Source organism: Halorubrum sp. CGM5_25_10-8B (assembly GCF_005435095.1).
Classification (GTDB): Archaea; Halobacteriota; Halobacteria; order Halobacteriales; family Haloferacaceae; genus Halorubrum; species Halorubrum ezzemoulense.
This window is the reverse complement of the sequence record NZ_SGTY01000005.1, coordinates 73,290-95,952: the sequence shown is the minus strand read 5'-3', so window position 1 is coordinate 95,952 and position 22,663 is coordinate 73,290. Positions and strand designations below refer to the sequence as shown.

General features: G+C 69.7%; 22 protein-coding genes. 12 read left to right on the top strand and 10 right to left on the bottom strand.

All coding sequences use genetic code 11. The annotated features are described in order from the left end of the window. The first annotated feature begins 13 nt into the window (after positions 1 to 13). From EXE51_RS06045 to EXE51_RS06025, 5 genes are all read left to right on the top strand, one after another. Positions 14 to 1,579 (top strand): methyl-accepting chemotaxis protein, encoded by a 1,566-nt coding sequence (locus tag EXE51_RS06045; RefSeq protein WP_241990592.1) that lies wholly within the window; start codon positions 14 to 16, stop codon positions 1,577 to 1,579. Positions 1,580 to 1,698: 119 nt separating this feature from the next. Beyond that, a complete protein-coding gene (locus tag EXE51_RS06040; RefSeq protein WP_137692235.1) occupies positions 1,699 to 2,064 on the top strand; it encodes a DsrE family protein in 366 nt (121 codons plus the stop codon). A gap of 128 nt (positions 2,065 to 2,192) precedes the next feature. Further along, positions 2,193 to 4,613 (top strand): bacterio-opsin activator domain-containing protein, encoded by a 2,421-nt coding sequence (locus EXE51_RS06035; protein WP_137692234.1) that lies wholly within the window; start codon positions 2,193 to 2,195, stop codon positions 4,611 to 4,613. 97 nt (positions 4,614 to 4,710) lie between these two features. After that, entirely contained in the window at positions 4,711 to 5,139 is a 429-nt protein-coding gene (locus tag EXE51_RS06030) for a helix-turn-helix domain-containing protein (protein WP_137692233.1), read from the top strand. Then, positions 5,132 to 5,557 carry a helix-turn-helix domain-containing protein gene (locus EXE51_RS06025; RefSeq protein WP_137692232.1) on the top strand — a complete coding sequence of 142 codons (426 nt, stop codon included), beginning with the start codon at positions 5,132 to 5,134 and terminating at the stop codon, positions 5,555 to 5,557. Before EXE51_RS06030 ends, EXE51_RS06025 begins: the two co-directional genes overlap by 8 nt. 31 nt (positions 5,558 to 5,588) lie before the next feature. Here EXE51_RS06025 and EXE51_RS06020 read toward each other — a convergent pair whose 3' ends face one another. Then, positions 5,589 to 7,643 carry a glycoside hydrolase family 15 protein gene (locus tag EXE51_RS06020; RefSeq protein WP_137692231.1) on the bottom strand — a complete coding sequence of 685 codons (2,055 nt, stop codon included), beginning with the start codon at positions 7,641 to 7,643 and terminating at the stop codon, positions 5,589 to 5,591. Between the two features lie 161 nt (positions 7,644 to 7,804). Between EXE51_RS06020 and EXE51_RS06015 the strand changes: the two genes are divergently transcribed. Beyond that, complete coding sequence (locus EXE51_RS06015) at positions 7,805 to 8,149, top strand: co-chaperone YbbN (RefSeq protein WP_241990591.1); 345 nt, start codon at positions 7,805 to 7,807, stop codon at positions 8,147 to 8,149. Between the two features lie 205 nt (positions 8,150 to 8,354). Here EXE51_RS06015 and EXE51_RS06010 read toward each other — a convergent pair whose 3' ends face one another. Continuing rightward, on the bottom strand, positions 8,355 to 8,777 hold the full coding sequence (locus EXE51_RS06010) for a hypothetical protein (RefSeq protein WP_137692229.1): 423 nt from the start codon (positions 8,775 to 8,777) through the stop codon (positions 8,355 to 8,357). A 146-nt stretch (positions 8,778 to 8,923) separates the two neighbouring features. Here EXE51_RS06010 and EXE51_RS06005 point away from each other — a divergent pair, with 146 nt between their 5' ends. From EXE51_RS06005 to EXE51_RS05995, 3 genes are all read left to right on the top strand, one after another. Further along, the gene (locus EXE51_RS06005; RefSeq protein ID WP_137692228.1) at positions 8,924 to 9,313 is read left to right on the top strand and encodes a hypothetical protein; all 390 of its coding nucleotides are present in this window, start codon (positions 8,924 to 8,926) and stop codon (positions 9,311 to 9,313) included. A gap of 139 nt (positions 9,314 to 9,452) precedes the next feature. After that, complete coding sequence (locus tag EXE51_RS06000) at positions 9,453 to 9,635, top strand: hypothetical protein (RefSeq protein ID WP_137692227.1); 183 nt, start codon at positions 9,453 to 9,455, stop codon at positions 9,633 to 9,635. Positions 9,636 to 9,742: 107 nt separating this feature from the next. Beyond that, positions 9,743 to 10,768 carry an NAD(P)/FAD-dependent oxidoreductase gene (locus EXE51_RS05995; protein WP_137692226.1) on the top strand — a complete coding sequence of 342 codons (1,026 nt, stop codon included), beginning with the start codon at positions 9,743 to 9,745 and terminating at the stop codon, positions 10,766 to 10,768. 6 nt (positions 10,769 to 10,774) lie between these two features. Here the strand turns inward: EXE51_RS05995 and EXE51_RS05990 are convergent, their stop codons facing one another. Beyond that, positions 10,775 to 12,061 (bottom strand): M20 family metallopeptidase, encoded by a 1,287-nt coding sequence (locus EXE51_RS05990; protein WP_137692225.1) that lies wholly within the window; start codon positions 12,059 to 12,061, stop codon positions 10,775 to 10,777. Positions 12,062 to 12,065: 4 nt separating this feature from the next. Next, complete coding sequence (locus tag EXE51_RS05985) at positions 12,066 to 12,587, bottom strand: cupin domain-containing protein (RefSeq protein WP_137692224.1); 522 nt, start codon at positions 12,585 to 12,587, stop codon at positions 12,066 to 12,068. A 103-nt stretch (positions 12,588 to 12,690) separates the two neighbouring features. On the opposite strand from EXE51_RS05985, the gene EXE51_RS05980 reads away from it, so the two are divergent. Continuing rightward, on the top strand, positions 12,691 to 13,665 hold the full coding sequence (locus tag EXE51_RS05980) for a DUF3179 domain-containing protein (RefSeq protein WP_137692223.1): 975 nt from the start codon (positions 12,691 to 12,693) through the stop codon (positions 13,663 to 13,665). A gap of 45 nt (positions 13,666 to 13,710) precedes the next feature. On the opposite strand, the gene EXE51_RS05975 is transcribed toward EXE51_RS05980, so the two are convergent. Next, entirely contained in the window at positions 13,711 to 15,402 is a 1,692-nt protein-coding gene (locus tag EXE51_RS05975) for a glutamate synthase-related protein (RefSeq protein WP_137692222.1), read from the bottom strand. Between the two features lie 261 nt (positions 15,403 to 15,663). On the opposite strand from EXE51_RS05975, the gene EXE51_RS05970 reads away from it, so the two are divergent. Beyond that, a complete protein-coding gene (locus EXE51_RS05970; protein WP_089308249.1) occupies positions 15,664 to 16,077 on the top strand; it encodes a hypothetical protein in 414 nt (137 codons plus the stop codon). Positions 16,078 to 16,098: 21 nt separating this feature from the next. On the opposite strand, the gene EXE51_RS05965 is transcribed toward EXE51_RS05970, so the two are convergent. The 5 genes from EXE51_RS05965 to EXE51_RS05945 all read right to left on the bottom strand — a co-directional run bounded on the left by EXE51_RS05965 (position 16,099) and on the right by EXE51_RS05945 (position 20,864). Continuing rightward, a complete protein-coding gene (locus tag EXE51_RS05965; protein WP_137692221.1) occupies positions 16,099 to 16,839 on the bottom strand; it encodes an NAD(P)H-hydrate epimerase in 741 nt (246 codons plus the stop codon). Positions 16,840 to 16,894: 55 nt separating this feature from the next. After that, a complete protein-coding gene (locus EXE51_RS05960; protein ID WP_137692220.1) occupies positions 16,895 to 17,278 on the bottom strand; it encodes a SaoD/DsrE family protein in 384 nt (127 codons plus the stop codon). Between the two features lie 69 nt (positions 17,279 to 17,347). Beyond that, on the bottom strand, positions 17,348 to 18,439 hold the full coding sequence (locus EXE51_RS05955; RefSeq protein ID WP_241990590.1) for a YncE family protein: 1,092 nt from the start codon (positions 18,437 to 18,439) through the stop codon (positions 17,348 to 17,350). Continuing rightward, entirely contained in the window at positions 18,436 to 19,509 is a 1,074-nt protein-coding gene (locus EXE51_RS05950; protein WP_137692219.1) for a sulfurtransferase, read from the bottom strand. The genes EXE51_RS05955 and EXE51_RS05950 overlap by 4 nt, the downstream gene beginning before the upstream one ends. After that, positions 19,509 to 20,864 carry a hypothetical protein gene (locus EXE51_RS05945; protein WP_137692218.1) on the bottom strand — a complete coding sequence of 452 codons (1,356 nt, stop codon included), beginning with the start codon at positions 20,862 to 20,864 and terminating at the stop codon, positions 19,509 to 19,511. Before EXE51_RS05945 ends, EXE51_RS05950 begins: the two co-directional genes overlap by 1 nt. A 156-nt stretch (positions 20,865 to 21,020) precedes the next feature. Here EXE51_RS05945 and EXE51_RS05940 point away from each other — a divergent pair, with 156 nt between their 5' ends. Next, a complete protein-coding gene (locus EXE51_RS05940; RefSeq protein ID WP_137692217.1) occupies positions 21,021 to 22,229 on the top strand; it encodes a YeeE/YedE family protein in 1,209 nt (402 codons plus the stop codon). The last annotated feature ends 434 nt before the right edge of the window (positions 22,230 to 22,663 follow it).

The window sequence follows — 22,663 nt, the reverse complement described above, 5'->3', positions numbered from 1 at the left end:
CGTCCCCGCCGTAGTGGAACAGAACCGGCTCGTCAAGTTCGGCCTCTCGATCGCCTTCGTCATCGCCGCGATCGCGGTGACGGGCCTCTTTACCATCCGCCAGACGGCCGGGGTCGTCGACCCGGCCGCCCACGCTGCCGTGACACGAAACATTCTGTTGATTATCGGCGTCGCGATCGTCGGCCTCGGAGCTGTCGGGGTGGGACTCGCACGTCCGACGATCCGTGAACTCGATGAGCTTGGCCGACGGGCAGAAGCACTGGAAGACGGCGATCTCGATGTCGACCTCGAACCGAAGACGAACGACGAGATCGGCCGGCTATACGAATCGTTCGACGCGATGCGGACCGCGCTCAAGAGTCGTATCGAGGACGTGGAGGCGGAGCGGGAGCGCGCCCGCGAGGCCAAACGCGAGACGGAACGGTTTGCGGATACACTCGAAACCCGTGCCGAGGCCTTCGCAGGAACGATGGGCGAGGCCGCCGAGGGAGACCTTACCGCTCGGCTCTCAGTCGAGCGCGACGACCCGGAGGCGCTTCACGAAATCGCGGACGCGTTCAACGAGGCGCTATCAGAGCTCGAGACCACTGTCTCCGACGTGCGCCGCTTCGCCGACGAGGTGGCGGACGCGAGCGACGCGATGACGACGAGCGCGGAGGAGGTCGCCGCGGCCGCCCAGGAGACGAGCGGGTCGATAGACGAGATCTCTGCCGGCGCGGAGAAACAGAACGACCGGCTCGTCGAGATCGCCGGCGAGATGGAGACGATGTCCTCGACGACCGAGGAGGTCGCCGTCTCGGCCGAACAGGTCGCATCGACGTCGGAACGGGCGACCGAGCTCAGCGACGAGGGCCGATCGGCGACGCGGCGCGCCGTCGAGGAGCTCCACGCCGTTGAAGAGCGCTCCCGGTCCGCGACGGAGGCGGTCAGTCAGCTCGAAGCCGGGATGGAGCGCATCGGCGTCATCGTCGACACGATCACGGAGATCGCCGACCAGACGAACCTGCTGGCGCTGAACGCCTCGATCGAGGCTGCGCGGGCCGGCGAGGCGGGCTCCGGGTTCGGCGTCGTCGCCGACGAGGTGAAGAGTCTGGCCGAGGAGACGAGCGAGGCCGCCGCGGAGGTCGAGTCGCTCATCGCGGAACTCGAAGAGCGGACCGACGAGAGCGTGACGGAAATGACGGCGATCCGCGAGCGGATCGACGCGGGCGTCGACACAGTGGAGGCCGCAGAGGCCGCGCTCGCCGACATCGACGACCGCATCACCGAGGCGGACGACGGGGTCAAAGAGATATCCGACGCGATGGACGAGCAGGCCCGCGCGGTCAACGACGTGACGACCTCGGTCGACGATGTCGCCGAAATCAGCCAGCAGACCTCGACGAACGCCTCGTCGGTCGCAGCCGCCGCGGAGGAGCAGGCCGTCTCCTCGGACCGCGTCTCGGAGAAGGTGGAGGGCCTCGCCGAGCGGACGACTCGCCTTCGGGAGTCACTCGCGACGTTCCGGACCCACGACCGGACGGAGACGACGGGAATCGAAGTAGACTCCGACGGCACGGCCTCAGCCGCCGACGACTGATGTGGGGTTGGTCACTCCCGAACTCTCGGGCCCGGGCCGGCGCTGCCCCCGTAACCGCAGCGTAACAACGTAACGGAGTCCCCCGATAGCGTTTATATAGGCTACTACCGCCGATCCGTATGGGAAAGTACGCGGTGTTGCTCAGCGCGGGCCCGGACAGGACCGGGAGCGCGCTCAACGGGGTTGAGTACGCGCTCCGGCTCGCCGACGGCGGCCACGACGTGCGGGTGTACCTAGACGGGCGAGCGACCCGGTGGCCGGACGAGCTGTCGACCCGCGCCGATCACCCACTCCGCGACGGGCTCGACCGGGCGGTGGCCGGCAAGGTCGAGGTCGCCGCCTGCGCCTTCTGCGCGGCCGCGTTCGACGCGACCGCGGGCTGCCGAACGGCGGGGATCCCGCTCCTTGGAACGGCCGGCGAGGAGCACGGGCCGGACGTGGCGGCCCTCGTCGACGACGGCTACGAACTGCTCTCGGTGTCCTGACGGCCATGCGGTCGGGGGCGCCCCCCCCGTCCGCCTCTCCGCGGTTGGTTTCTTAAGTACGCGTGCCGAACGAAGTCTCGAGAGAGACGCTGAATGACCGACCGGCATCACCCGCTTCGCCCGACGGCATGAGCGACGCCCCCGAACCCGGATCGGCGGCGGGCGACGACGCGGAGTCGAGGGTCTTCCAACGGCTGTTCGAGCACACCCCCGACGCGGTCCTCGTCATCGACCCCGAGGCGAACCGCATCCTGCGCTGTAACGATCGGGCCTGCGAGCTGCTCGGATACGACCGAGAACGCCTCCTCTCGCTCGGCCCGCCCGACATCCACCCCCACGACTACGACGTGTTCGAGGCGTTCGTCGAGCGCGTCCGCAACAGGGGGAGCGGGTTCACCGCGGAGCTGTCGTGTCACACGCGCGGCGGCGAGGTCGTCCCCGTCGACGTCACCGCGACGACCGTCCGGTTCGAGGGGGCCGACCGAATACTCGCGATCGTGCGGGACGCGTCGGCGCGCACGGAGCGAGAGCGCGAGCTGCGCCGCCGGTCGGCGGCGATGGCCGCGGCGGACGACGGAATCGCCGTGCTCAACGCGGACGGTGTCGTCGTCCACGCCAACGCCGCCTACGCCTCGCTGTTCGGGTACGACGACCCGGACGCGATCGCCGGCGCGGCGTGGGGCGAGCTGTACGCGACCCCGGACCGGTTCGAACTCGACTGTCGACCCGCGGTCGTCGAGTCGGGAGAGTGGCGCGGCGAACTGACCGCCTCCCGAACGGACGGCGACGAGCTGCCCGTCCGCGCGTCGGTGACGGGCCTCGAAGACGGCGAATTCGTCTGCGTCGCCCGCGACGTGAGCGAGGAGCGCCGTCGGGAACGCCGTCTCACCGGGGTGACCGAGGCGAGCCGCGAACTCCTCGCCGCCGCCGACCGCGACGACGTGAGTCGCATCGCGATCCGGACCGTCGTCGGCGCGCTGGGCCACGAGATCGCCTGCGTTCGGCTGTACGACCCCGACGCCAACGAGCTGGTTCGGACCGCGATGTCGGATGCGGCCGCGGCACTCGTCCGGCAGGCGGTCGCGTACGACCTCAAGTCGTCGAACGCCGGTGCGGCGTACCGGAGCGAGGAGACGGTCCGAAACGAGTCGAGGACGGACGACGCGTACACCGACGACCCCTGTCGGGCCGAAGTCCACGTGCCGCTCGGCGAGTTCGGAGTGCTGAGCGTCTTCGATCGCGAGGCACCGCTGACAGAGGAAGACGTCCGGCTGATCGAGCTGTTCGCCGGCGTCGTCCGCTCGGCGTTGACCCGCGCCGAGCGCGACGAGCGGCTCCGGTCTCGGCAGGACGAACTGGAGCGTCGCCGCGAGGAGCTGTCGGCGGCCGACCGGTTCAACACCCTCGTCACCGAAGTGATTCGGTCGGTGCTGCGGGCGACCAGCGGTGCGGCGGTCAGACAGTCCGTCTGTGACGAGCTCGCCGACTCGTCGCTGTACGAAGCAGCGTGGATCGCGACCGTCGGGACGGAAGACGACGCCGACGCCGTGACGATTGACTCCAGTGCGGTCGCGACGGACTCGTTCAGCGAGACCGACGCGGAGTCGTTCCTCACGTCGCCGTTCGCGCGGCAGCTGGTCCGGCAGGCCAACGAACGGGACGCCGCGGTCGTCCAGCGGCGGCGGTTCGAGTCCGAGAACGATACCGAGGCGGGCGCCGAAGCCGATTCCATCGCCGCCGCGGTCCCCGTGGCCTGCGGCCGTCAGCGGTTCGGCGTCCTCGCCGTGGCTGGGACCGAGGAGAGCGGGTTCGCCGAGGCGACGCAGAGCGGACTCGAACTGCTCGGGGAGACGCTCGGGTTCGCGATCATCGCCGACCGGCGCCGGAACACGCTGATCGAGAGCGACGCGGTCGAGTTGGAGTTCTCCTTCGCGAGCCCGCTTGGCGACCTCTCCGCGGCGTTCGACTGCCGGTGTGACCACCTCGGGAGCGTCGCCGACGGCGACGACACGCACGCGTACGAGACGCGGATTACGCACGGGGACTTCGACGAGATCCGATCCTTCCTCGACGAGTATCCCGAAATTCGCGAGTGCCGACTCGTCGAATGTCGCGGCGAGACGTGTACCGTCGAAATCACGGTCGCGGGCGCGCCCCCGAGGCTGCTCGCCGAGGCCGGGTTCGGACTGGTGTCGCTTCACGCGAGCGACGGCGACACGAGGCTGATCGCCGAGGTTCCGAACGACGAGGACGTCACGCGCGTGCTCGACGCGCTCTCGGAGTACTGGGACGACGTCGAGTTAGTCGCCAAGCGCCAGACCCCGACCCGCGGGGCGGACCTCCCGGTCCCGACGGACGGCGCGGCGGGGCTCACCGACAGGCAGCGGTCGGTCCTGGAGACGGCCTACGAGAAGGGGTACTACGACTGGCCCCGTGACCACACGGCCGAAGAGATAGCCGAGCACCTCGACATCGCCTCGGCGACGCTCCACCAACACCTCCGCGCGGCCGAGCACGCGCTGGTCTCGTCGTTCGTCGACGACGAGTGAGCGCCGCGGGTCGGACCGAGTACCTACGTGTCTCGGTACCCCTCGCCCGAGACACGTAGCGTGGGTGACCATACCGGTGGCGCGTGACGCACAGTGTATGAGCACCGAACCGATCCCGCTGTCCCGACTCGACGGCTCGCACGAGCGCACGCAGCGCCTCCTCATCGAGGTCGCCGACGTGTTGGGCCACAAGTGGCACCCGGTCATCCTCACGCAGCTGCTGAACGGAGAGCACACGTTCAGCGAACTCGCCGCGGCCATCGACGACGTGTCGAACAAGATGCTCTCGGACAGCCTCTCGACGCTCGAAGCGGAGGGGCTCGTCGACCGCGAGGTGGTGAGCGAGAAGCCGGTCCGGGTCAAGTACGCGCTGACCAGCCGGGGCCGTGAGTTGGAGGCGGTCCTCGATCCGATGCTCAGGTGGGGCCGCGAACACTTGACTGAGAACGGGGCGGAGCGGACGCGGAAGCCGACGACCCCGCGCGTTCCCGGTCGCCCCGGCAGAGAGGTGGCGGACGATGAGTAGCCGAACCGACCTGCCGACGGAGCTCTCGCCCGACACGCGGGCCGAACACGGAGTCGGTCAGCGAGGAGCGAGAACCGACGAGCCGAAGCTCGCGGTGAAGGCCCCCGACCGCGAGGAGGTGTTCCGGACGGTGTTCGGCCTCGGCGAACAGGACGTCCGAACGTACGACGCCGTCATCGAGGTCACGGGAGCGACGACGAGCGAACTGGCCGATCACCTCGACCGCGACCGCAGCAACGTGAACCGGTCGCTGAAGCGGCTCCGCGAGACCGGTCTCGTGACGCGGGGCCGCCGACTGCTCGACGAGGGGGGTCACGTCTACCAGTACTACGTCAACGACGAGGCCTCCGAGGACCTCGTCGCTCGTGCGGTCGATCGATGGCGGTCGGCGGCGCTCGACGCCGTCGCGTCGGAGTAGCGCCGCCCGCCGTCGACCGTCCACTCCGTCTCTATTCCGTTTCACTCCCGGGCGCGAGCCCGAACGCCTCGTCGCGGACGTGGTTTTCGACGAGCAGCAGGTACGTCGCCTGGCTCCACTGGAGGTTCGAGTTCCACCTGACCCGGCCGCTTCCGTCGACGCGCTCGGGGAGGAGCCCGGCGCTCGTCGTCCACTCGCGGGCGTCCTCGAACACGTGGTCGGCGACCGCGTCCGGGTCGCTCCCGCCGAGCCAGCGGGCAGCGTCGGCGTACGCCTCGCAGAGCGGCCAGCCGCCGTCCTCGACGGTGCCGGTCGGCGTGTAGCGGTCCCCGGGATACCGACCGAGACAGGGGGAATCGCCTGCGACCCACGCCTCGTCGTCAGCGGCCGCGAGCGTCGCGGCGACGGAATCGCTGTCCGCGTCGACGACGTTCCACGGCCAGACGGCCATGAACGCCGCCGCGTCGGGCCGAGCGTCGGCCGACGGGTCGGACGGCGTCTCCGGGCTGTCGGCCGTGACGAGCGCGTCGCCGTACGGCGTGGACTTGAAACAGTACTTCTCGAAGTTCTCCGCCCAGACGGTCGCCTGCTCGCGGCACTCATCTGCGAATCCCTCGTCGCCGCTCGCGTTCGCGAGTTCGCCCATCGCGCGGAGGCCGGCGATCGCGGCCGCGGTGCCCTCGGTGCTGTGGCCCCAGATCTCCTCCCACGGGTCCTGGTGTTTCTCCGGGAAGCCGTAGCCGTTGTCGTACGAGAGCAGGAACTCGGCGGCGCGCCGGGACATGTCGTAGTGCTCGTCGAGGAGGTCGTCGTCGCCCGTCTCCCGCCAGACGAGCCAGTGCGCGTATATCGGACCGCCCACTTGGTCGAGTTGGAGCGCCCGCCAGTGAGCCTCGCCAGTGACGTAGTAGTTCTGCCACCACGTCCCGTGTCGGTCGATCCCCCGGTCGTCGACGACGTCGCCGGTGATCTGGTTCTCGTCAAACCACCGGAGCGCGAGCCGTGCCTCATGCTCGGCCCCGGCCGCGATCAGCGCCTGCGTGATGATCACCTGATCGCGCGGCCAGATGAACTTGTACGTCATGTCGCTCGGCTTGAACGCGCCGGCGATGACGCCGCAACAGCCGTCCTGCGCACACTTCATCGCCGTCAGCGACCGCTCGTACAGGTCATTGACCGCGGGGTCGTCCGTCGGGCCGTCCGACACCGTCTCGTGCCACTCCTCCCACGCTGTCGCGAACGACGCCCGCTCCGACTCGTACCCCCGATCGAGGAGCCGGAGGGCGTGTTCGATCGCCGACTCCTCGCCATACCCGAACCCCACCCCAATGAGCCACGACGCCGCGTCGGTCTCGCCGACGTACAGCCCGACGCCCACGTCGAGGTTCCCCTCGGCCCCCTCGGCGTCGTCGATGAACCCGTCGTTTCCCTCGTAGATGTCTGCCCAGGCGCTCCGGTCAGGCCCCGCCGTGACGCCGGTGTGACCGATCCGGCGGCCGTCGAACTTGCGGTCCCCGTCCCGGTCCTGCGCGAGCGCGAGCCACCGGTCGCCGTCGGTCGCGACCACCAGTTCCGCACCGTCCCGCTCGGTGACGAACGCCTCCTGGACCGCGTTGGGGTCCTCGTGGTCGTGGCCGTGGATCCCGAGGTTGGCGACGGTGTAGAACGTCCGCTCCGCGACCGTCTCGAAGTCGGCTTCCGTCTCGATCAGCAGGCCGCAGGTGTCGACGCTCGCGACGACGCGCTGCGTGAGGGTTCCGGTTGATCCCGGCCCGTCGAAGCGGTTTTCGAGGGTGATCTCCGGGACCGTACTCGACGCGTACGACACGTCGCTCTCGACGGCGTCGTCGCGGGCGTCCAGCGTGCGTCCCTCGTCGGCGTTCCACGCGAGCGCGTGAAGGTCGTAGAACAGTTCGATGTCCGACCGAAACGCTGAGGTCTCCTCGATGATCGCCCCGTGGCGGCCGCGCTCGGGGTCGTCGTACATGTTCGCGGTCAAGAGAACGTTCGCGCCCTCCTCGCGCGGGGCGCTGAGGATCGCGTCCTTGTCGCTCGGAACGGCCGGCGCGTTCGATTCGATTGGCATGGTTAGTGAACGATTGACGCGCTGATAAGACCGTGGCGGAAATGTGTCTATGTTACCAACCGTCACGACAGGTGGGGGTTCTCGCGGTCGGTGACCCGTCGGTAACCCGCTTACCTGACGGTTCGGGAAGGAATATGTCGTCGGGGACCCTCCGATCACGTATGTCATCCGACGCGGCTTCCGGCGACGGCGCACAGGCGGGCGGAATCGTCCACGTGGAGAGCGCGGCGTCCTTCGAGGAGACGATCGCGGAGAACGACCAGGTGATCGTCGATTACTTCGCAGAGTGGTGTGGCCCCTGTAAGCAGCAGACGCCCATCCTCGAAGAGCTGTCGGGAACGATCGACATCCCGATCCTCGGCGTCGACACCGACGAGCACAACGGACTCGCCGCCGAGGCGGGCGTCCGGTCGATCCCCACGGTCGCGATCTACCGCGGCGGCGAGGAGGTCGAGCGGTTCGTCGGCGTCACGGGCGCCGACGAGATCCGGGCGGCGCTGGAGTGAGGGCGGGAGGCGCTGAGGCGGTCTGACGGAGATCGGACCGCGGTGGCCGTCGACGCGTCTTCCTGTGTCGGTCCGTCTCCGCCGAGCATCTTAGCCCGTAAACCGTCTCAGCGACCGCATCGTATTCGGATCTGCGTTGCTGAGCGCCGGACGCGGTGGCTACCGGACCGGCATCGTCGGACGGCAATTAAGAGAGCCCGGAGGCTTACGCGCTCTCGTCCCGTCGGTCGGCACGTACCGCCGGGGACAGAGCGGCCCCCGCGATGCCGACCGCAGTTGCGACGTTCAGGTAGCGCGTCGGCCGGGCAAACCCGACGGCGACCTCGACGACCACCCAGACGAGGAGCGCCAGCGCGACGCCGATCGCTCCCGACCACGCCCACCGTCGCCGCGTGTAGAGGCCGTAACAGACGACTGATGACGCCAGACCGAACACCAGAAACAACGCGAAACCGGGAAGGAGGAAGTTCTCGATCGGTGTGTTGTCGAGCGGCCCGGTCGACAGTCCAACGAGTTCGCCGGACGGGGCCACGAGTAGCGCCGTGCCACCGGCGAGCGCGCGAACGGATAGCTGTCCGAGCAGCAGAAGTAGGAACCAGAACGAGATCGGACGGCCACGGACACTCATCGTCCGGACTCGAACCGCCTCGTACACGAAAGTTAGCAATTTCTGAAGCAGCGAACGGCCTGTACCGAGAACAAGATCGGTCCGGGTGTGCGACCGAGGCGCACGCTCATAGTGGTTACTTATAGTAACCGTTCGTCTTCACTCGTATGAACGAGAGCACAGACCACACGAACAGGGACGACGGAACCCGCGACGGGACCGACGACTGTACGACGACTGGGTCGTTCGACGACCACGGCATCGACGACGGGTTGGAACTGATCCGGCGCACCCACTACCGGCTTGTCGCCGACGGCGACGACGCGTTCGAGCCGACGGCCCGGTTCCTCAGCCGCCTCGCGGACGCGTTCACGCGAGCGTACCTCACCGCGACCGACGCCTACGAGCTCCCGCCGCACGTCGCGGCCCCGGTCGACGACGCGCGCGTCTGGGTCGGGGTAGAGTTCGCGGACGACCCCGACGCCGACCTGCGCGGGGAGGTGATTCCGGCGTTCTACCGGCACGCCGCCGGCTTCCACTGCGCGTACCGGGACTGAGGAAGGCGATCTAATTGGGGCAGCCCGACATCGGCGAATTACCGTTTCGGCCGCCCGGGTGCGGTCCGTTCAGACCGCGTGTGCGCGACCGCCGCAGTAGCCGGCTATGTTTATATATTGACGAGTATCATGTATGATCATGTCTGACACGATAGAGTGTCCGGAGTGCGAGGCAAGCATCGATTCGACCGACGACCTCGAAACGGAGGGCGAAGTCGCCGAGGTCGAACCGGAGGACGACGGTTCGTTCCAGCTCTACGAGAACCACGACCTGTTCCTCTGTAAGAACTGCCGGAAGCCGCTCGGCATCTCCAGGCCGTAGCCCGTCTCGCGGTCGGGGGACGATTCAAGAACCGACGCGTTCCGTCCCGCGTCTGTGCGTACCGGCTACAACACGGGTTTTTGTTCAGTCCGTGTGTTTGCGGTCGTATGTCACAGTCACTCGACACGGAGTCGTACGACGTGGTCGTCGTCGGCGGGGGTCCCGCCGGCCAGACCGCGGCGCTGTACAGCACTCGGTTAGGCCACCGCACCGCCTTGGTCGACCGCGGCGGCGGCCGCGCGGCGATGATGCAGGAGGTCCACAACCTGATCGGCACGCGAGAGGAGACGAGCGGGAACGAACTGCTCGGAGTCGGGAAGGAACAGCTGGAGGAGTACGGCTGCGACCTCCACCGCGACGTGATCGCCTCGTGTAATCGCGGGAGCGACGACCGCATCGCGCTGGAGGGGAACAGCGCGGTATACGAGACCGACGCCGTCGTCCTCGCGACGGGATTCAACGACGTGCGCCCCGATCCGCCGCTGCCGCGAACCGGTCGCGGGCTCCACTACTGCCTCCACTGCGACGCGCACATGTTCGTCGACAAGCCGGTGTACGTGATGGGCCACGCCGAGAGCACCGCGCACGTGGCCGGTATCATGCTCAACTTCACCGACGACGTCGACATCCTCACGCGAGGCCACGAACCCGAGTGGAGCGGCGACACCGCCGACATGCTCGAGAACCACCCGATCGACGTGGTGAGCGCGGACGTCTCCGGCGTCCAGAACGGCGAGGACGGCTGGCTGAAGGCGTTGGAGTTCGAGGACGGGACGACCCGCGAGTACAAGGGCGGCTTCGCGATGTACGGCTCGGAGTACAACAACGGGCTGGCCCGCGAGCTCGGCTGCGACCTCAACGACGACGGGACCGTCGACATCGGCGATCACGGCGAGACTTCTGTCGACGGCGTGTACGCGGTCGGCGACGTGACGCCGGGCCACAACCAGCTCCCGATCGCGCTCGCCGACGGCGCGAAGGCCGGCATCTCGATCCACTTCGCGCTCCGGGAGTTCCCGCGGACGCCCGAGGCGCTGCGGGAGGCCGGCCCCGTCCGCGACGAGGAGGTCCCCGGCATCCCGGACGAGCTGCTGGAGCAGGCGGTGGACTTCCACACGTACGGCGGGGACTGACCGAATTCAGCGGTCGTCGGACCCGACGGCTCCGCCGTCGACCCGAGCCGCGTACTCACCGACGAGCCGCGCGTACGCCTCGGCGTTCTGCGCGAGCGCGTCGACCGTCGTGTACTCGTCGGCCGCGTGGGCGGTGTCCGTTCCGAAGCCGAACTCCACGGTCGGAATCCCGTCGTGGCGCAGGTCCTTCGCGTCGCCGCCCCCGGTCGCGCTCCGACGGTAGACCTGCCCCTCGACGACCGACTCCGCCGCGGCCGCGCTCGCTTCGACCAGCGGCGAGTCGATCGGCTCGTAACTCCCGCGGCTCCACGAGACGTCCGCAACCGATATCCCCTCGATACCGCCGAGACAGCGCCGGATCGACCCGAGCGCGTCACGGGTCTCGACGGTCGCGGTCAGCCGCACGTCGACCTCCGCCCGCGCCGATGCCGGAACGGCGTTGACCGCGCTGCCGCCCTCGATCACGCCGAGGTTGATCGTCGGATACCGAAAGAGGTCACGGACGGTCTCGGCGTCTAACTCCTCCTCATGGAAGCCGACCGACTCCTCGACTATCGGCGCCATCTCCGGGGCGACGTCCAGCTCACGCGTCCCGAACTCTCGTTTCAGTCGGTCGACCGCGGCTGTCAGTCGGTCGATAGCGTTGATACCGAGCATCGGCCGCGACCCGTGTGCGGCCTCGCCGGTCGCCTCTAGCGTCAGCCAGATGGCGCCGCGGTCCGCGATCGACACCGCGCAGCGGCCGTCCCGCGAGGTCGTCTCCCCGATGACGCAGGCGTCGGGCGCGAACTCGATCGCCTCTCTGACGCTCGGGAGGCCGGCGTCGCCCCCGGTCTCCTCGTCGCTCACGAACGCGAACTGGAGGTCGACCGGCGGCGCCGCGTCGGACTCCGCGTACGCGAGCGCGACGTGAACCATGGCGGCGACGGCGCCTTTCATATCCGTCGCGCCCCGCCCGTAGAGCCGGTCGCCATCGCGCTCGCCGAGCGGGTCGCGCGACCACTCCGTCTCGTCGAACGGGACCGTGTCGAGATGGCCGACGAAACACAGCGTCCGATCGGCGGCGCCCGGCAGCGTCGCGACGAGGTTGGGCTTCTCCGGGTCTACCGCGATCCGCTCGACGTCGACGCCGGCCGCCTCCAGCCGCGACGCGATCCACGAGACCGTCGCCGCGGTGTGGCCCGGCGGATTAGCGGTGTCGTGGCTCAGGAGCGTCTCCGCGGACGAGACGAGCTCCTCCCGGTTCGCGGCGAGGAACCTCTCGACCGAGTTCGGAAGGCGTTGCCGCGTCATCGACTCACGGCATTTCTCCGTCCATCGGCCCGCGGTACCAGCGCCCCGTCTCGGTCCCGCACTCGGCGCACCGGGTGATGACGGCCTCGCGGCCCGACGCCTCGCTGTCGTCGCCCGGTTCGGTGACGCGGTCGAACTCGCTGTCCCGCTCGGCGTCGCAGTCGGGACAGTACCGGAGCCGCGGCATCTCGCCGTACTCCAGCGGAGCGCCGAGCACGAGCGCGCGGACCGGCTCGTCGCCGCGGTTCCGGCCGCGCTGGAGCTCGTCGCGGCCGAACCGCACGACCTCGTTTGCGTCCACCTCGACCGACCCCTCCTCTGTTTCGAACGTCGCGGTGCCAGAAATAACGTAGAACGCTTCCTCCTGAACCTCGTGGCTGTGGTACGCGAACGCGAAGCTGTCGCCCGGTTCGAGCTCGTAGTAGTTCACGGCCATGTCGGTGAGCCCGAGCGCGTCGGTGAGCGGTCGCATCGCCGCGGCCGGCTGGAGCGAGTTCTCCACGTCGTCGACGCGGACGCGTTTCATACCCGCCAGTGCGCGGCCAGTCGAATAAGCGACGCGGCGCTGTGCGGTGACGCCCCCAACCCGCGAGCGACCGAGTTATGGCGGGCGAGCGCCAGTCGCCGACGTGACCGTCCGACGAGTCCTCCCGCGGGACGCGATCCCAAGCGTCGACGAGCCTCGGTTCAGCGGCGCGTACGATGGGGACGCCGACGACCGCGTCGTCGCCGTGACCGACGCCGATCCGCCGCGCGCATACCCCGTGCGGTACCTTCAGTTCCACGAGGTTGTGAACGACGCCCTCGACAGCGGCGACGGCGGCGATCCGATCGCCGTCACGTGGTGTCCGCTCTGCGGGAGCGCGGTGGTGTACGACCGGACGCACGCGGGGCGGACACTCGAGTTTGGCGTCTCCGGAAAGCTCGCGGACGACGACCTCGTGATGTACGACCGCGAGACGGAAAGCGAGTGGAAGCAGTCCACCGGCGAGTGTATCGACGGTGCGTTCGAGGGCGAATCGCTCGCCGTCCGCCCGGCAGCAATGCTCTCTGCCCGAGAGTTCCGTGAGTCGTACCCGGACGGCGTCGTCCTCGACCCGCCGGGCGGCGAGAGCGAGGCCGCGAGCGACGGCGACGATCCCGCCCCGATTGACTACGCCGAGTCGCCGTACGAGGCGTACGCCGCGGGCGAGGGGTTCGGGCTCGCGGCACACCGCGGCGCGGCCGACACCCGGGAGTGGGACGGCCCCGCGGATCTCGATCCGAAAACCGTCGTGTTAGGCGTCGGTTTCGACGGGAACGCGCTCGGCTTCGCGTTCTCTCGGGTCCGGCCGGCCGGCGGCGTCGCGCGGGCGACGGTCGGCGACCGGGACGTCGTCGCCTTCGCGACGGACGACGGGATCCACGCGTACGCGGACCCCGGTCACGAGTTCGAGTGGAGCGACGCCGGCGTCGTCGGCGACGGGACGACGTGGGACCCGGCCACGGGCGCCGCGGCGGACGGGCGCCGGCTCGACCGGCTCCCGGCGCGGCGCCTCTACGCGTTCACGTGGCTGGACGACCACGGCCCCGAGGCGTTTTATCGACCCGACTCGCTCGACTGAGTCGACGTTCTTCACCGAATCGACTCCCTCGGCCGGGCCGACCGTTCACCGCCGACGTTCCGCCGCGCCTACGCCCCCGTACTCGACGCCGGTGAGGTCGGCGACGTCGCGCTTCCACGTCGTCAGGTCGCGGCGCTCGAACTCGGTCAGCGAATCGTGGCCGCACGCCCGGGCCATCACCTTCATTAACTTCACCGTCGCGGCGAAGTAGTTGGCGAGCCCCTCGGCGGCCGAGTCGATCACGAGCCGGTCGCGAAGTCCCTCCTTCTGCGTCGCGATCCCGACCGGGCAGTTGTTCGAGTCACAGGCGCGCATGCCGAGACAGCCGATCGCCTGCATCGCGGCGTTCGCGACCGCGACGCCGTCGGCGCCGAGCGCCAGCGCCTTGATGAAGTCCGACTCGGTGCGGAGCCCGCCCGTCGCGATCAGCGTCACGTCGTCCGCGTTGCGCTCGTCGAGGTGGTGGCGTGCCCGTGGAATCGCCGCGATCGTCGGCACCGAGATATTGTTTTTAAACACGTCTGGGGCGGCGCCCGTTCCGCCGCCTCGCCCGTCGAGTATCAGGTAGTCCGCCCCCGCCTCCAGCGCGAAGTCGATGTCGTCCTCGACGTGTTGCGCGGAGAGCTTGAACCCGACCGGAATGCCGCCGCCGACATCGCGGACGCGGTCGGCCATCGCCGCGAAGTCGTCCGGCGTTTCCAGGTCGTCGAACCGCGCGGGGCTGACGGCGTCGGTGCCCGGTTCGAGGTCCCGAACCTCCGCGATCTTCCCCTGGACCTTCTCGCCCGGGAGGTGGCCGCCGGTGCCGGTCTTGGCGCCCTGGCCCGCCTTGAAATGGAACGCCTGTACGTCCGCGACCTTCTCGATGTCCCAGCCGAACTTCCCGGTGGCGTACTCGTAGAAGTACCGCGAGTTGACGGCCTGCTCCTCGGGGAGCATGCCGCCCTCGCCGGAGCAGACCCCCGTCCCGGCCGCGTCCGCCCCCTTCGAGATGGCGACCTTCGCCTCCTCGCTCAGGGCGCCGAAGCTCATGTCGCTGACGAACACCGGGATCTCCAGTTCAAGCGGGTTCTCGGCGTTCGGGCCGATGACGAGCCCAGAGTCGACCGGCGCCTCGTCGTCGAGGGGGGTGCGGTCGAGCTGGGCGGTAAGGATCTGGAGGTCGTTCCAGCTCGGCAGTTCCGTCCGCGGAACTCCCATCGCGGAGACGCTCCCGTGTTCGCCGATCCCCTCGGGCCCCTCGCGGGCGAGCTTCTGGATGTAGTGGGTGTGCGGCTCGGTCTCGGCCTCCGGCTCCCCGTAGAACTCGGGGTTCACGGCGGCGTCCACGTCGTCCGCCTCCTCGGCGCCGTCCGGTAAGTCGTACGGCTCCGGGTGGTCGTCGGCCCACTCGGCGACCGCCGCCGCGTCGACGTACACCGCCGCCTCGCCGTCGTCGTCGGCCTCGATCCACGCCGGGAACTTCTCCAGCCGCTCGGAGTTGTCGTACTCGCTGATCCCGGTGTCGTACCGGTAGTCCCAGCCGTGGACGCCGCAGATGAGGTCCTCGCCCTCGATGTGGCCGTCGCCGAGGAGCACGCCGCGGTGGAGACACCGGCCGTACAGCACCGACACCTCGTCGTCGTACCGGACCACGACGAGGTCGACGCCGGCCGCTCGGGCGTGGGTGGGCTCCCGGTCTCCGAGGTCTCTCCACGTCGCGACCCGCTCGGGGTCGCGGGCGCTCTCAGCGCTCATCGGGTCCGTCGCTCCTCCGTCGGGCCCGTGCGTCCGTCGCCGCTCGTGCCGCGCTTCGCGTCGCCGATCACTGGCGCCATTGATGACTAAATCCTCCGTCTCACGGGGTATAACCCTCCGGTGAGTGTGACGTAACCGCCCCGTCGAACGTCGATCTCTCGCCGGTCGACGATCGAGTGTCGTGTGAGGGAGTCACATGAACGTAACCGTGTCACGCGCCCCTCAGAGAGCGTTTATGTAGAGCGTCGCGTCGTGGAGGGTATGGCAGCCGAGACCGAGGCGGCCGCGTTGGAGCCGCTCACGACCGCTGAGATGGAATCGACGATGGCCGGGATCAAGCGGATGCTCAAGATCGGGGCTGCGTTCGCCGCCGTCGGCTACCTGCTGGTCGGGTTCGCGCTCTTCGTGGAGATCACCGCGTTCCACCCGCTGTTGGAGGAGTACTTCACCACTCACACCGGGTGGAGCCTCGCCGGCGGCGGCGCGGACCGGGCGGGGGAAACCGCACTCAACTCGCAGCTCGCGACGATCCACTCGTTCCCCTCCGTGCTGTTGTGGCTAAAGCTCGGCGGCGTCGCGCACGTCCTCGTCGGGATCTTCGTCGCGCTCGCGGCGATCGTCCGGACGCTGGCGCTGATGCCGCACCGCCTGGCGTACGAGCTGGCGGACGAGTAGGTCCGCGCCGACCGTCGCCTCTCAGCGCCTCGACAGCGGGACGGCGAACTCGTCGCCGAAAGGGTCCTCGTACTCAATGTCGAGCCGGTCGTACACCGTCGCGGGAATCGAGAGGTCGACGAGACGGAGGTCCCCACCGATAGCCGCGAGCCCGGTTTTCGGCAGCGCGAGCGTGACCGTGTGGTCCGGCTCGACCGCGGCTCCCGGGGTCTCACCGGTGGTCGCGTCCGTCCCGGACGGGACGTCGAGCGACACGACCGTTTCCGCCGTGTCGCCCGCAGCCTCGATCAGCTCCGCGGCGGCGCCGCGGGGCGCGCCGGTCAGTCCGTAGCCGATCAGCGCGTCGACGACGAGACCGTCGAGCGCCGCGTCGACCTCCGCGTCGCCGTCGGGCGATCCGATCGACACGTCCATCGCTTCCAGGATTCGCAGCTGTTCCGCAGTGACGCCGTCGAGCGCGGCGGGGTCCCGGTCGAGAACGACCCGTACGGGGAGGTCCCTGTTCGCGAGGTGGCGGGCACACGCGAGCCCACCGCCGCCGTTGCCGCCGTTGCCGGCGAGCACCGCGACGTGGCCGTCGCTCCCGTCGCTCAACCGGACGTCGAGGACGGCCTCGGCGAGTCCCCGACCGGCGTGTTCCATCATCCGGCGGAGATCGAGGCCGATCGCTTCGACGGCAGCGCGGTCGACCGCCCGCATCTCCGCAGCCGTGACCGCCGTCACGGGGCGCCCATCGGGGTCTTCGAACGCGGACCCGTCCATGCGGCGTCGTTCGAGGCGCGCGTCAAAAACGGTTCGGGGTCGGAGAACGCGGGAGCTACAGCGTGATGACCTGGTCGACGCCGACCTCGCCGAGCGCCTCGTAGAGGTCGGGGAAGCAGCCGACCGTGGCGCCCTGGACGGTGTCCGTCGGCTCGTAGTGGTCGCGGCCGTGTTCGTCGGTGTGGTCGAACTCGGCGAGCCCGCGGCGCGTCGCGCACTGGTCACAGAGCATGAGCAGGATCTCCTGCTCGGCCGCGACGTCCGCGAGCCGCTGGCCGAGCGGGTCGTCCTTGCGGAGCGCGTACGTGTTGTCGTGGAAGAAGAACATCCCGACCACGTCGGCGCCGTGCGCGCCGGCCTCTAACTGCGGGAGGATCATGTCGCCGAGCACGTATTCAATAGTCTGTCCGGCCGTCGCGAAGACGTATGCGACCTTCATATGGTGGGGACGGACACCGGCGGAATTATTGCGATGACTCCGGCAGGGTTCCCCGCTGTCGGTGACGGGTCAGACGACGACCGCGCCGAACGGGTACGCCGGCGTGTCGGCGGTCCAGACGGTGCCGTCCGCGACGTCGACGAGCGAGATCCGGTCGTCGTCGTAGTGGGACGCCACGAGCCGCCCGCCGCCCACCGGGGCCGCGACGAGGCTCGGTGCGTTCGTGTCGACGAGATCGCCATCGAGCGAGCGGAGTCGAGCGGCCTCGGCGTCGAGCACCCACCAGCGACCGTTCGCTCTGAACAGATCGACCGGGCGGGAGAACCCCTCGTGGACCGATTCGAGCGTCAGATCCGGCGAGAACTCGTGGACCGTCCCGTCGGCCCTGCCCGGGACGAATACCCGGTCGAGGGTGACGACGAGGTCGTACGGATCCGCGCCGACCGCGGCCTCCTTGCGAATCTGTCCGACTCGGGTCGCGGGTGCGTCCGGATATCGGTCTCCGTGACCGGCCGGCTCGAATGCGACGATCCGGTCCCCCTCCTGATCGACGGCGTACCCGTGGTGCCCGTCGGGCGCGAGCGCGACGCCCTGTACCCTCGCCTCCGGACCCACGTCGACCGAACGGATCCGCTCGTGGGTCGCGGTGTCGACGACGTCGACGACGCCATCGCGGCGGCTGCCGCTGTAGAGGCGTCGTTCGTCGGGACCGACCGCGAGTTCGTGCGGTTCCGCGCCGACGCCGATCCGGTCGGCACGTGTCAGTTCCACCGGATCGATCACCGCGAGCGCGTCGCCCGCGGAACAGGCGACGTACAGCTCGCCGTTCGCGCTCGCGAAGTGCGACGGGCCCAAGACGCCGGTGTCGACGCGGGTCACCTCGCCGCCGGGGGCGACCGCGGTCACCGACCGCTCGCCCATCGTCGCGACGAACGTCCGGTCGGCAGTCGTCGTCGCGTGGACCGGGTGGCTACCGACCGGGACCGAACCGAGCGGCTCGCCCGTGGCGAGGTCGAACAGCGCCAACACGTCGGCGCCCTCGCAGGGGACCGCGACGACGCGTTCCGGCGCGTCGCCCGGGTCCCCGTCGGGCCCGACGTCGTCGCCCGCGTCCCCGCCGGCTGCGCCGCTCGCTCCCGCGTCGGCGCCCTCGCCGCTCATCCCGTACAGGAGAAGTCGCCACTGCTGTCGTCGCCACCGACGCTCCCCTCGGTCTCGACCACGACGTTCGTCGCCGTCTCGACGGGGTGTCGGCCGCGGTCGTCCGCGTTCGTCCACTCGCCGAAGCCGCCGTCGTAGACGCGGACGTCCTCGAACCCGATCGCCCGCAGCGTGAGCCACGTCGAGGTCGGGTCGACGTTGTCGTCGCCGTACACGACGACCGTCTCGCTCCGGTCGAGTCCCGCCTCGCCCTCGTACAGCTGAACGAGCCGGCCCGGGTCCGTCATCCGGCGGCCGGCGACGTTCCCTACCCAGTGGACGTCGACCGCGCCCGGGAGGTGGCCGTGGCGCTCGTGGTCGTCGTTCAGCGCGGCCGAGCCGGCCGCGGCCAGGTACGCCTCCGGCACCCGCACGTCGACCAGCCCCGGGCCGCCGTCGTTGAACGAGCCGACCCGCTCGGCGAGCCACCCACGGGTGACCCACGTCGACGGCGCGGGGTCGGGCTCGTAGTCGGCCGCCGAGACGTCTCGGCCCGACCCCGTCCCGAGCCGGCCGTTCCACCCGTCGAGACCGCCGTTCAGCACCTTGATCTCGCCCCGGTGGCCGACCGCCGCGAGCGCGAACGCGGTCCGCGTGACCCGCGAGCCGACGCTCGCACCGTACACGAGCACGTCGTCGTCGGGCGCGACGCCGACGGACCCGAACGCGGCCGCAATCGCGTCGGCGTCCGGAACCGCGCCGCCGTCCGTGCCTGTCCGGCTCGTGATCGCGTCGAAGGGGACGCGGCGGGCGCCGTAGATCCGCTCCTCGCGGAACCGCGCCGCGTTCCGCGCGTCGAGGACGACGGCGTCGTCGCGGTGCTCGGCCAGCCAGCTCGGGCCGACAAAGTGGGCGACGTTGCCCGTCACCTCGTACTGCGCCGCCACGTTGGCGGGCGTCGAGACGCTCAGGCAGCCGGCCGTGCTCGCCGCGCCCGCGACGGTCGCGCCGGCCGCGGCGCGGAGCAGTCCGCGGCGCGTCGCGTCGCCGCTCCCGTCGTCGCCGTCGGGCTCCGGGATTTCTTCGGCCATTAGCCGCAGTAGCAGTGGTCGTCCATACACCACGACGCCTCCATGTCGCCGAACGTGATCCCGAGCGACGCGAGCGAGGCCTGGAGGTTCGACACCGCGTCGCTCTCGGGGCGGACGGTGCCCGCGGCGGCGCCCGTCGGCGACTCGCCGACGTCTATCGTCGTCGCGACCTCGCGGTTCGCGTGGTCGATCACCGCGAGCTGGTTCGCGGTCTGGACCGGAACGTACAGCTTCTCGCGGTTCGGTCCCCACGCGCCGGCGATGCTGGCGCCGCCGACGTCGAGCGTCGTCGCGTACTCGTTCGTCTCTAGGTCGATCACGCCGACGCCCTCACCGGGGATGAAGAGATACGCCGCCGAGTTGTCCGGGGCGACCTCGCTCGTGATCGGCGCGCCCGGCAGCCCGTCGTCGCGAGTGACCTTCGCGATCTCCTCTGGGTTCTCGGGGTCGGAGATGTCCCAGACACTCTCGGAGCCCTCGCGGGGTACCTCGGGGTCGCCGCCGAGCGTCCCCTCGCCGTTCTCCACGAGGAGCAGCTCGCCGTCGAAGGAGGCCGTACACATGAACGGGAGGACGTTCCCCTCGTTCACCGGCTCGCCCGCGTCGACGCGGGTCACCGTCTCGAACGGGTCGACGCTCAGCACCCGGATCGCCTCGTCGGCGACGTCGACGACGAACGCGTAGTCGCCGTCCGGCCCGAGCGTCATGTCGCAGGGGCCGACGTAGCCGGTCTCGATCTCGGCGGTCACCTCGCCGAACGTATCGCTCTCGCGGTTCGCGTCGACCCGGAAGATCGCGTGGTTCGCGTCGCCCTCGGGGTCTAAGCCGGTCGTCCCGCCGGAGGCGATGAGGAGGTGCTCGCCGTCCGGCGTCAGGTTCGGGTAGTTCGGGCCGAACCCGGTTTCGACGTACGCCAGCTCTTCGAGGGTCCGCTGGTCGACGGCGCGGACGCCCCCGGCGACGTTGAGCCAGAGCACGTCGTGGTCGGACTCGGCGCCGGTGGAGTACTGGTTGGCCGGGAAGGAGGCGGTGGTCCCGAGGAACCCCGAGGTGACGAGCTCATCGGCCTCGGCGTCGATGACGCTCAGCGTCCGGTCGCCGTTGTTGAACACGAACATCGTCGGGACGGCGTCGCCGTCGCCGCCGTCGCCGCCGCCACCGCCCGAACAGCCGGCGAGGGCGGCGGTCGCGCCGACCGTCCCGGAGGCCTGAAGCAGGCGGCGCCGGTCGACGCCGTCCGCGAATGGGTTTCGGCGGTCGTCGTTCGCCAGCTCCTCGCCCTTCGCGGGTCGCGGGGGCGCCGTCTGCCCCCCGTCGCCGGAGTCGCTCGACCCGCAGCCGCAGTTATCGCTCATACGTCTCCGATGATTTCTTGCGGCTAAAGCCTCGCCGAACGCCCGTCTCGTTGCCCCGTGTCCCACGTTCCAGCAACACTTGCGCGAACCTGCGATAGAAGGGGTTCGTTACCGTGTCCGGCGCGGATTTAGGTGCGAGGACGGTAGAGCAAGGCGATGATACTCTCGCCGAGCGCCTACATCGGCGTCTCGATTGCCGTCGGTCTTGCCTTCGGGATTCTGCTGCAGAAGGCGCGCTTCTGTTTCGTCAGCGCCTTCCGCGATTTCGTCGCGTTCAAAGACACCCGCGTGCTGAAGGGACTGCTCGCCGGCATCGCCGTGATGACCGTGTTCTGGAGCCTCCAGGCGACGTTCGGCTACTTCCGCGGCTTCTGGACCCCCGCGTGGGGGCTTGGCTCGCTGTTCGGCGGCTTCGTCTTCGGGCTCGGGATGACGCTCGCCGGCGGCTGCGCCTCGGGGACGCTGTACCGCGCCGGCCAGGGGTACCTCCAGTTCTGGCTTGTCCTCCTGTTCATGTTCGTCGGCTACATCCTCTTCGCGTTCGCGTTCCCCGTCGCGGAGACGTACTACTTCCAGACGCTGAACCCGTTCGAGGGGCAGACGCTGTACCTCGCGCTCCCCTTCTCCCCGGCGGTCACCGGCGCGCTCGCGGTCGCCGTCGGAACGCTCGCGTACGCGTTCGTGAAGGGGCGGAGCCAGCTCCCGGACGACCCCTCCGGCGGGACTGGCGTCGCCGCCGACGCGCGGGCGCAGGCGTCGCTCGGTGCCTCGCGCTCGGTCGCGGCGGTGAGCACCGGCCTGCGCGGCATCGCCGACGGCACCGTCGAGTACGTGCGCGGCCTCCGCGACGACGACCGCCCACTGAAAGCTCGCCTGCGCGACTCGTGGGACGCCCGGACGGCGGGCGTGGCGATGGCGCTCGTCGCGAGCCTCTGGTTCTCGGTCCACGGCCACTGGGCGATCACCGGCAGCGAGGCGCGCTGGGCCGGCTACCTCCTCGCGCAGACGGGCTTCGACGTCGCGAGCGTCGACTACTGGGGCTCGGTGCTGTTCCGCGACGGGAACATCTCGCTCACCATCGACATGCTGATGATCGCGTCGCTGATCGTCGGCTCGTTCGTCGCCGCGTACGCCTCCGGCGACTTCCGGATCCGGAAGCCGAAGCTGAACCGCGTGCCGAACTACGCGGTCGGCGGCCTCCTGATGGGCGTCGGCTCGCGGCTCGCCGCCGGCTGTAACATCGCGAACCTCTTCTCCGGGGTCGCGCTGCTCTCCGTCCACTCCTTCCTCGCCGGCGCGGGGATCATCCTCGGCGTCTACGTGATGACCCACTACATGTACCGCGAGGTCGGCTGCGCGATATAATCGGGTTTCTCGACCGGTTTCGACTTTCCTAGTCGAGGCGGTGACGCGCGTGGGATTGACGAAGTGACTTCCGGGGGATCGATGGCGCAGACCTCCAAAGCCCCAGCCGCTCGGCGATGCGCGATCGACAACTGCGCGGTGAACACCGCCAAAGCCCCAGTCGTGAGGCGGGCGCACGCTCGCTGTGCTCCTCGCTCAGTCGCTCACTTTGTTCGCTCCCTCGTTGCGGTGCTTACGTCGCCTGCGCCCGCCTCACGACTCCCCTTTTGAGTCCCACCCCGCACCGCTCCGCACAGCACCTCGCGACTCCCTCGCGCGTGCGATTCGCGGCCTTCGGCCGCTCGTCGGCACGCACCACCGCCTCGCCGTATCCACTACTGGAACTGCGTCGAAGTCGTGTAGCCGCGACGCCACTCGAAAACAGAAAACGCCGG